Consider the following 9,268-nt stretch of genomic DNA (forward strand, 5'->3'; position numbering starts at 1 on the left):
CTGGTATACAGACCAATATCAGCATTGCTGATACCCAGTTTTTTGTACATAATAACGGATACCGTAACCACTAACACAAAAGGGAGACCTTGGGTAAAATAGAGCACCGGGATCCAGACCCAGGCACGTTTATTTTTTTGTATCATGCGAGTTTATTTCACTTAAATGTATGACAATTGGTTCACTTTCTTTTCTAAACTTATCGGTAAAGGTGACCGCAATATTTTTTCTTTGGTTAATTAATCCTTTTCCGAGGTTAAAGGAGTTACAGTTATCCACGAATATTTGGGTGATAATATTTTTTGGTCCGCAGACCGGTAGTTTTTTAGATTTTTTTATTTCATAAATGTTGGCAAACCGGATATTCTCTTTATTAAAAAAGTTGAATGTAAATTTTAGATAATTGTCTTTATCAATCATATTATCTAACTCTGGTAAAGGTTGTCCCTTGTTAATAATCAATGGTGAAACGGGTGTAAAGGAGGGATAGGAGTATAGTTTGTTTTTGATATAATTTACGACGTCCTCATTTCCTTTCATGAGTGATCTGGCACTAAAAAACACATTACCCTGAACCGCTGCTGTTTTTCTTGCCAACTGCAATTGTTTTGGTAATTCCTTCATCTTATCCCAGGCTTTGTCACTATTATTTCTTACTTTATAAGCGCCATTGCCTATATAAAGATTCGAATTTTGTTGATTTTCCGCCCACCAGTCAATGAGGATGCGATGGGATGCTACCGGTAACTTTAAACTCCAGTATATCTGAGGAACTAAATAATCTATCCACCCGTTTTCCATCCATAGTAGGGGATCGGCAAAGAGGTCTTCATAAGTAGTTTGCCCGGCTTTGGTATCTGATCCCTTTGGGTCGGTAGCTATGTTCTTCCAAACTCCAAACGGACTTATACCGAATTGTACCCAGGGTTTTTGTTCTTTTATTACTTGATGGACCTGTTTGACCAGTGTATCAATATTGCTTCTCCGCCAATCTTCCTGAGATAGTTCAGCTGGATTATGGGTTAGATAAGTCAATGAATCATCAAATACTTCATTATTAATGGTGTAAGGATAGAAATAGTCATCAAAATGAATAGCGTCTATATCGTATTGGCTAACCACTTCTTCAATAATGGAAACCATATGTTTCTGCACCTCAGGTAATCCGGGATTATAATACTGCTTTTTACCGTATTTAACGATCCAATCCGGATGCTTATAGTAATCATGAGATTCCGAAAGGACATCAGTATTAAGATCAAATGTAGCTCTATATGGGTTAAGCCAGGCATGAAATTCAAAACCTCGAATATGGGCCTCTCGTATGAGCCATTTCAAGGGATTTTGATCTGTTTCCGGGGCAGAGCCTTCTTCTCCGCTTAAAAAACGTGACCAGGGTGCAAGATCCGATTTGTAAAAAGCGTCACCTGCAGTGCGAATTTGTAAGACAACAGCATTAAAATTTAATGCTTTGTAAAAATTGAGAATGTCCAGGTATTCTTTTTTTTGCTTTTCCCAAGGGTCTCCACCCCTTTGTGGCCAGTCAATATTGACTACCGTAGCAATCCAAACTGCGCGAAATTCCGTTTTCGGTATTGCGCCATTATGTTTAATCAGGCTGCAAGATGACAGTGATAGTAAAATAAATACTCCAACTTTTTTTAGCATCAATTGCATGTAATTCCCTGCCTCTGCCATAGTTGATTCACAAAAACAGGGCTGATTAAGCCCAAGATTATAAATTGAATTTATAACGTACAAACCCCTCCATGGCCTCGTATTCTGCCATTCCCAATGCGTTGTACTTTTTGGCAGTTTCTGTATTGCGTTGTTCCGCTCTTTGCCAGAATTCCCTTTGATCGTTTCCAGGGAACATAGCACTGTCTTTTTGGGATTGATGCTTAAAAATAGCACTCTTTTTGCGTTCCATTTCCATTGGGCCGATAGGTACGGTCATTTCCATGTCTGCAATATCCCATTCCTGCCATGCACCTCTATAAAGCCAAACATAGCAATCATTTATCCATTCTGCTTTTTCCTTTACTAACCTGTCTAAGGCGCTGTAAATAATCTGGAGACATACACGGTGAGTGCCATGTGGATCTGAAAGATCTCCTGCTGCAAATATCTGGTGGGGTTTTACTTTTTTAAGCAAATCATAAGTTATCTGAACATCTTCTTCAGAATAAGGTTTCTTTTTAACCGTTCCTGTTTCATAAAAAGGAAGGTTTTGAAAGTGGGCATTCTTTTCATCTACACGGCAATATCTGCATGCAGCAAGCGCTTCTCCTTTTCTAATCAGGCCTTTAAATTTCTGAATTTCCGGACTGTCTACCTGGCCGGGCCTCTTGTTTTTAAGAAATGCCCTCACTTCTTTAACTTGCTCTGACAGGGCCTCATTGTCTTGTTCTACATCCGTTGCGAAATCGAGAAAGCGGATTACTTCATCATCAAAAACGGCTATATTACCGGAAGTCTGGTAGGCTACATGAACTTCATGACCCTGATCCACTAACCTTAAAAGTGTACCTCCCATGGAAATGACATCATCATCCGGATGGGGACTAAAAATTAGAGAAGTTTTTGGGTATGGATCTTTTCTTTCAGGTCTTTGACTATCATCGGCATTTGGTTTACCACCGGGCCAGCCTGTAATAGTTCGCTGCAATTGATTGAAAACAATTAGGTTAATATGTTCCGCAGATCCTATTTCAGCAACTAAATTCCCCATTCCATGTTCATTATAGTCTTCATTGGTTAATTTTAGGATTGCTTTATTGAGTTTTTCAGAAAGCCAGATGGTCGCCCCCTTAATTAGCTTCTCATTCCAATCACATTCGCTTACCAGCCATGGTGTGCAAATCCTTGAAAGTGAAGAAGCCGCTGCATGGTCAATTATGAAATCACATGAGTCATGATGCTGAAGAAAAGTTGCCGGCACAGATTCTTTTATTGGTCCTTCAACCGCTTGCCTAATGACATTTGCTTTCCCTTCTCCCCAAGCCATCAAAATTATTCGCTTTGCATCCATAATTGTACCAACACCCATGGTAATGGCTTTGATCGGAACATTTTCCAATCCGAAAAAATCGCTTGCGGCATCTAATCGTGTTACCCTGTCAAGTCTTACGATTCTTGTTTTACTAGTCAGGGATGAACCTGGCTCATTAAAACCTATGTGTCCGGTTCGGCCAATCCCAAGAATTTGGATGTCAATACCACCAGCATCCATAATTTTTTTCTCATAGTTAACACAGAATTCCCGTACATCTTCCTTATCTAAGGTGCCATCCGGGATATTGATATTACTTTTTTTGATATCAATATGATCAAACAAATGTTCGTTCATAAAGCGAACGTAACTATGAATAGAATCGGATTCCATGGGGAAGTATTCATCCAGGTTGAACGTGATTACATTTTTAAAACTAAGGCCCTCTTCTTTATGAAATTTTACCAGGAATTCATACATCTTGGTAGGAGAGGAACCTGTCGCTAATCCTAATACCACATTTTTCCCTTGCTTTTGTCGCTGTCTGATCAGTTCTGCAATCTCGTTGGCAACAAAAAAGGATGCCTGTTCAGAACTTTCATGAATGAAGGTGTTAATTTTTTCAAATTTCCGGGACTCTTCGTCGGTTGGAAAGTTCATTGCGCTTGGTTTTGTAAGTGTCTGTGCCATCTTAGCTGCTTAGATTCTTTGATGCAAAGATAGATAAATAAATCAAATTATGCAGTAATATGCAATATAAAATGCAAATAAATGCTTTTATATAAATTTTATAATCTTAAAAACAGTAAAAAACAGCAAGTTAAAATATTTGATTATCTTTGTAAACAATAATTAATAGGATTCGTTTTATGTTAAAGGAAGAGCGTCAGCTGGCCATATTAAATGAAGTAGAGCTTCACAATCGCATATTGTTAACAGATATAGCAGAGAAACTAAATGTATCTATAGATACTGCAAGAAGAGATGTAAAAGAACTGGATGCAGTGAATAAATTAAGGAAAGTGCATGGCGGTGCAATATCTCTCGGCTTTACTGGTTTGGCGAGTAGCAATGCAAACATTTATGCCCTGGAGGAAAAGATAACTATTGCCCGAAAGGCTATTGGCCTTATCCGTGAAGGAAGTGTAATATTCATTGATGGGGGTACAACATGTCTGGAACTTGTTCGTTTAATTCCTCCTCAACTTAAGCTAACTTGTTTTACATTAAGTCTACCTGTGGCCTGGCAATTACTATCCCATCCTGATATTAAAGTAATTTTTATAGGAGGAGAAATTTCCAGAGATGCTCAAATATCTATTGGCGCTTATACCATCCATCAATTATCTGAGATCAGATTTGACTACAGTTTTATAGGAACCGGTTATGTTGATGCAATTCATGGGTTAACGGAGTTTGATTGGGAAATTGTTCAGATGAAGAAGGCCGTTATCAACGCATCTAAAAAATCGGTACTTTTGTGCATATCTGAAAAGCTAAATTCACAACACCAATATAAAACTTGTGATATTAACTCCATTAACACAATGATTACCGAATTAGCACCAGATAATAATCTTCTTAACCTTTACAGAAACCAGGATATTCACATTCTTTAATATGTCGGATTATATTAAAATTACGGAAACACCTTCAGATTATACAGATTTGGAACTTATGAGTACCGAATCTATTCTGGAGAACATCAACAATGAAGATCAGAAAGTGGCAGCCGCAGTAAAAATGGCAATTCCTCAGATTTCAAGGCTTGTCGATGCCCTTGAAGAGCGTTTTTACATTGGAGGTCGTTTGTTTTACATAGGAGCAGGAACAAGCGGTCGTTTAGGTATTTTGGATGCTTCAGAAATCCCTCCGACCTATGGGATGCCTCATGACAGGGTCATAGGCTTAATTGCCGGAGGAGATTCTGCCATTAGAAAAGCAGTGGAATTTGCCGAAGACGATACTAAACAGGCCTGGTTAGACCTTAAATCTTACGATATTTCCGAAAAAGATGTCCTCATAGGTATTGCAGCTTCAGGTACAACGCCTTACGTGCTTGGAGGTATTACGGATGCAAAAAAACATGGGGTAATAACAGCTGGGATTACCAACAACCCTGGATCACCATTGGCCACTTTATCAGATATCCCAATAGAAATCAATGTGGGCCCTGAATTTGTTACAGGGAGTACACGGATGAAAAGCGGCACTTCTCAGAAACTTGCCTTGAACATGATTAGTACAGCATTAATGATCAGAGTAGGCAGGGTTAAGGGTAATAAGATGGTAAATATGCAACTCAGCAATAATAAATTGGTGGATAGGGGCACCCGTTATCTCATGGAGGGTTTGAACTTGAATTATGAGGAGGCACAAAAGGCACTCAGTCAATACGGTTCAGTTAAAAAAGCCTTGGACGCACTTAAAAAATAAATTTATTTTAGGAGCGTATTTACCTCTTCTATAGTGACCATTTTTGCACCTGAATTCCCCCAGGAATTAAGCACATAATTCATTACATCGACAATTTCTTCGTTTTCCAGGCCCAGCGGCATCATGGTATTGTTATAGGTAACACCATTAACCATAAGTTCTCCCCGCTGCCCGTACTTTACTCCTTTAATGCTTGCTTCCCTGTTATTCATTAAATAATCTGATTTAGCCAGAGGAGGAAAGGTATTCTCTACACCTTCTCCGGTTTCTAAATGACAGGTAATACAAAAATCGGTATAGATTACTTTACCTCTTTGAATGCTCTCTTTCAACTCTTTGTCCTGAATTAAGAAATATGTGAGACCTGAAACAATCAGGAGATAACCGCAAATAATAAATTTCATTTGATAATAAATTAAGGAAATACCGATATAAATGTAGATTGGTTGTTATTGCTGTGGAACCAATCTGTAAATACCTTTTCCTTCAACGGCAACATAAATAAAGCCATCCGGGCCCTGACGAACATTCCTGACCCTGCCAATATCCTCCATAAGTTTTTCGCGATAAGTCACTTCATTTCCATTTAATTCCAGACGTTCGAGATATTGAAAAACAAGAGACCCAACCAGTAAATTGCCTTTCCAGGCGGGATATTTATCTGAAGTTACAAACGTCATGCCACTTGGTGCAATAGAAGGAACCCAATAGTGAATGGGTTGTTCCATTCCTTCCTTTTCAGTTATATCTGTTATTGGAGTTCCACTATAATTGATGCCATAGGTAATTACCGGCCAGCCATAGTTAGCTCCTTTTTTTACAATATTAATTTCATCTCCACCCTGTGGTCCGTGTTCATGAATCCATATGGCGCCTGTTTCAGGGTGTTTAACCATTCCTTGAGGATTTCTGTTGCCATAAGTATATATGGCCTTTTTGGCATTTGATTCATTAATAAACGGATTATCTTCCGGGATTCTTCCATCATCATAAATTCTATAAATCTTACCACAGTCTCGGGTGATATCCTGAGGATTTATGTCGCGTTCTCCACGTTCTCCTATGGAGAAATATAAGTAACCCTGATCATCAAACTCCAATCTTGATCCGAAGTGTTGACCTTTTGTAGTATTTGGTGAAGCTTTATATAGTATTTCTTTGTCTGTTAAAGAGTTACCATCAAATTTAGCACGCATAATTGCAGTGTTACCACCTTTGTCTTCCCCTTCCTCGGATGCAAAGGACAAGTAAATCCAGCCGTTATTTTCATAATCCGGATGAAGCTCCATATCCAATAAACCGCCTTGTCCTCTGTTATAGACTTCAGGGCCATTAGTAATTGTTGATTTTTGTCCATCTTTAAAAAGAATGATTTCACCAGATTTTTCAGAAATTAGCATACTGCCATCAGGCAAAAACACCATTCCCCATGGAATTTCGAGTCCATCCACTATTAATTCAGCGGTAAAGCTGGTTTCACTGGGCATATTTACCTCATTCTCTGACTTCTGGCCACAGGATAAATTGGTCATTACAACGAATAAACAAAGGGCTTTGATACTATTTTTCATATTTCAGCGTTAAAAATAAATAATAAGTAGGCGTTTTAAAGCCTAAAGATAAAGAGAAATTATAAGTTTAAATAATTACGCTGTAGAATATACTGATCCCAAATCACGCATATTCTTGCCATAACACGAATTAACCTATGCTCCAAAAAAACTCAAGGCAACTTGTGTATGCTGTGCTTTTGCTCGCGCTTTTAATTGTGGGTACTTCGGCTATAGCTAATACCAAAATTTATGAGCTTATATCGGAAATAGCAACTGTAGAAGATGAGGTTAATTCTTTATCTGCAGCTGCCACTACTGAAGTTGAACCCATTTTTCAAAGTGCAATAACTGAATCCTTTATGAACGCCCCTATGTTCATGACTATTATTCAGGGGGCCAATGAAGAAGTGGTTTGCCCCAATGATGGTAGTACCCTTGCAAAATTCTTTTTATGCGGCACCAGTGATATCCGAACAATAACGCTTAGTCAGAGTGGGAGCAGTTATGAATGGCAAAAACTAGATCCAAACAGATGCGCATTGTCGGTTATTGATGATTGTGCAAACACAAATAATACCTGTTATGACACTGTAGGTACGGGCTCCACCTATAACCTGGATTCTTCAGGAGAATTTCGTGTTCGTGTAAATGGCGGACAATACTACTACTTTAAGTCCTCTTTAAACCCATTAGATCCTCAGCTCATTCATGAGGATATCATTTGTGGAAACCCAGGAAGGGTAGAAGTAACCAATGTCCCTGCGGGATATGAGTATAGCCTTAATAATTCGGTAGGTCCATATCAGGATGATCCATTTTTTGATATAACCACAGCCGGAGATTACACAGTATGGGTTCGTTTAAAGAATGTTTCGGGCAGTGCCTGTCTGTTTCCCTCAAATATCCAAACCGTACAGGATCTCGATATAACTGTAGATGTTACGGCAAATGATATTTTGTGCAGCGGAGAGTTAGGAAGTATAGACGTGCAGGTAGCTGGTGTTCCGGGATTTTATACCTACAGGCTTATAAAAGCCGGTGTCACGGTAGATACTTTTGGTCCGGATTCGGCCAGTAATTATACTTTCGCCAACGTAAGTCCGGGTATTTATAGCGTAAGGGTTGAAACTAATAAATGTAATGAACTCATAACATTAGATATTAATAACGATCCTATAGATATAGGAAGTGGAATTAGCCCATTGGCGGTTTCTGCAACAGCATCTGATAGTTTTGGTTGTGGCGCTGCTTCGGTTGATGTAACAATCGATACTTCAGGGGGTACAGCTCCATATAGGTACAGTCTGGATGCAGGTGTTAGTTTTAGTGCACCTTATGCAAGTACTGCCGTGTTTACTGTAACTGCAGCCGGCACATACAACATTCTTGTTGAAGATGCCAATGGCTGTACAAAAACGGCAAGTATAGATGTTGAAGATTTACCACCCCCTACTTTTACAATAACAACAGAGGATGCTAATTGTGGTGGGGTTAATGACGGTCGAATTACTGTTAATATAACCAATGGATTTGGATATAATCTTGAATTCAGTAGCGACAACGGGACCAACTACCAGGGTAGTAATGTGTTTAACAATTTAGCGCCGGGCAGTTACGATATAATCATACGTTATCAGCAGGGTTCTTTTGTTTGTACAACTCCGCCATCTACAGAAACAGTTGGTACACCTTCTAATATTACAGGTACCGCAACTCCCAATTCCATTCCAACTTGTTTAAATGAGAACGGCGGACAGATAACAATTTCGGGTGTAGCCGGAGGAACACCTCCATATGATTATAGTATCGGTGCCGGTTTTAGTCCTACCACGGTTTATTCCAATCTAGGTGTGGGAACATATACTCCTCAAATCCGGGATGCAAATGGTTGTGTAGAAAGTCTGCCACCCATAGTCTTTAATGCATTAGACAAACCAACGGATATGGACTTTACCATTTCCAGTATAGATTGTTTAACCAGTAGCGCTTCGGTTACCGTTGCTGTTACCGATGGTGCAGCACCTTATACCTATGAAATTATTGCCCCGGCGATCAGTGCTATTAACAATGGGAACAACCCCGTTTTTACTGGTCTGGGACTGGGAACTTATACTTTTAGGGTAACTGATAATGAAGGGTGTAGTTATGACGAAGTCTTTGCAATTACTGATATTAGTTCTATTGCGGTCCAGGCTCAGGCTACGAAGGTAGTAACCTGTGTAGGAGACAGCGATGGCGAAGGCCGTTTCCTGGTAGATGGGTTTGATACTACTTACCGCTACCAGAT

The 9,268-nt window shown here is 39.2% G+C and carries 6 protein-coding genes and 1 pseudogene; 3 read left to right on the forward strand and 4 right to left on the reverse strand.

Going from position 1 to position 9,268, the window contains the following annotated elements; genetic code table 11:
• Positions 1-129: 129 nt before the first annotated feature.
• Together WBN20_RS15185 and nagB are read right to left on the reverse strand one after the other, a co-directional pair.
• Positions 130-1,698: a glycoside hydrolase family 10 protein gene (locus WBN20_RS15185; RefSeq protein WP_424282296.1), complete on the reverse strand. Its 1,569-nt coding sequence runs from the start codon at positions 1,696-1,698 to the stop codon at positions 130-132.
• Positions 1,699-1,735: 37 nt separating this feature from the next.
• Positions 1,736-3,682 (reverse strand): glucosamine-6-phosphate deaminase, encoded by a 1,947-nt coding sequence (gene nagB / locus WBN20_RS15190; protein ID WP_424282297.1) that lies wholly within the window; start codon positions 3,680-3,682, stop codon positions 1,736-1,738.
• A gap of 179 nt (positions 3,683-3,861) precedes the next feature.
• Between nagB and WBN20_RS15195 the strand changes: the two genes are divergently transcribed.
• Both WBN20_RS15195 and murQ read left to right on the forward strand, forming a co-directional pair.
• Positions 3,862-4,611 carry a DeoR/GlpR family DNA-binding transcription regulator gene (locus WBN20_RS15195; protein ID WP_424274268.1) on the forward strand — a complete coding sequence of 250 codons (750 nt, stop codon included), beginning with the start codon at positions 3,862-3,864 and terminating at the stop codon, positions 4,609-4,611.
• Position 4,612: 1 nt separating this feature from the next.
• The gene (murQ, locus tag WBN20_RS15200; RefSeq protein ID WP_424272411.1) at positions 4,613-5,428 is read left to right on the forward strand and encodes an N-acetylmuramic acid 6-phosphate etherase; all 816 of its coding nucleotides are present in this window, start codon (positions 4,613-4,615) and stop codon (positions 5,426-5,428) included.
• A gap of 2 nt (positions 5,429-5,430) precedes the next feature.
• Here the strand turns inward: murQ and WBN20_RS15205 are convergent, their stop codons facing one another.
• On the reverse strand, positions 5,431-5,832 hold the full coding sequence (locus tag WBN20_RS15205; RefSeq protein WP_424272412.1) for a c-type cytochrome: 402 nt from the start codon (positions 5,830-5,832) through the stop codon (positions 5,431-5,433).
• Positions 5,833-5,877: 45 nt separating this feature from the next.
• A complete protein-coding gene (locus WBN20_RS15210; RefSeq protein ID WP_424274270.1) occupies positions 5,878-6,999 on the reverse strand; it encodes a PQQ-dependent sugar dehydrogenase in 1,122 nt (373 codons plus the stop codon).
• A 137-nt stretch (positions 7,000-7,136) separates the two neighbouring features.
• On the opposite strand from WBN20_RS15210, the pseudogene WBN20_RS15215 reads away from it, so the two are divergent.
• Positions 7,137-9,268: pseudogene (locus WBN20_RS15215) on the forward strand (Two component regulator three Y domain-containing protein); the annotation flags it as partial.

This window comes from Eudoraea sp., assembly GCF_049665975.1.
Classification (GTDB): Bacteria; Bacteroidota; Bacteroidia; order Flavobacteriales; family Flavobacteriaceae; genus Eudoraea.